The 1,056-nt window shown below is 70.5% G+C and carries 1 protein-coding gene; it reads left to right on the forward strand.

Annotated features, from left to right (window positions below; genetic code table 11):
• The coding region (locus FUT87_RS26045; RefSeq protein ID WP_147242861.1) for an aldehyde dehydrogenase family protein at positions 1-1,056 on the forward strand (1,056 nt) is incomplete at both ends.

Here is a 1,056-nt window from a genome sequence, read left to right on the forward strand (position 1 = left end):
GCTGGCCCGCGAGGAAGGCAAGACGCTGCCCGAGGCGATCGGCGAGGTCGTGCGCGCCGGCAACATCTTCAAGTTCTTCGCCGCCGAGGCGCTGCGCTGCGGCGGCGAGACGGTGGCCTCGGTGCGTCCCGGCGTGTCGGTGGACGTGCTGCGCCAGCCGGTGGGCGTCGTCGGCCTGATCGCGCCGTGGAACTTCCCGATCGCGATCCCCGCGTGGAAGATCGCACCGGCGCTGGCCTACGGCAACACGGTGGTCTTCAAGCCGGCGGAGCTGGTGCCGGGCTGCGGCTGGACGCTGGCGGACATCCTGTCGCGCACCGCGCTGCCCAAGGGCGTCTTCAACCTGGTGATGGGCGCGGGCTCGCAGGTCGGGCAGACGCTGGTCGACTCGCCGCGCGTCAAGGCCATCAGCTTCACCGGCTCGGTGGGCACCGGCCGTCGCATCATCGCCGCCTGCGCGGCGCGCCAGGCCAAGGTGCAGGCCGAGATGGGCGGCAAGAATCCGCTGGTCGTGCTCGACGACGCCGACCTGGACGTGGCCGTGAACTCGGCCGTGCAGAGCGCCTTCTTCTCGACCGGCCAGCGCTGCACCGCGTCGAGCCGCATCCTCGTCACCGAGGGCATCCACGACCGCTTCGTCGAGGCCGTCGTCGCCAAGCTGGGCACGCTGAAGATCGACCACGCGCTCAAGGCCGGCACCGACATCGGCCCGGTGGTCGACCAGCGCCAGCTCGAGCAGAACCTGCGCTACGTCGACATCGCGCAGCGGGAGGGCGGCACGCTCGCCTTCGGCGGCGATGTGGTCGAGCGCGAGACGAAGGGCTTCTACCAGCGCCCGGCGCTGATCACCGGCACGACCAACGCGATGACGATCAGTCGCGAGGAGGTCTTCGGCCCGGTGGCCAACGTCGTGCGGGTGCGCGACTACGACGAGGCGTTGGCGCTGGCCAATGACACCGAGTTCGGCCTGTCCGCCGGCATCTGCACCCGGTCGCTGAAGCATGCGAGCCACTTCAAGCTGCATGCGCAGGCCGGGATGGTGATGGTCAACCTGCC

It is taken from the genome of Mitsuaria sp. TWR114, from assembly GCF_007997345.1.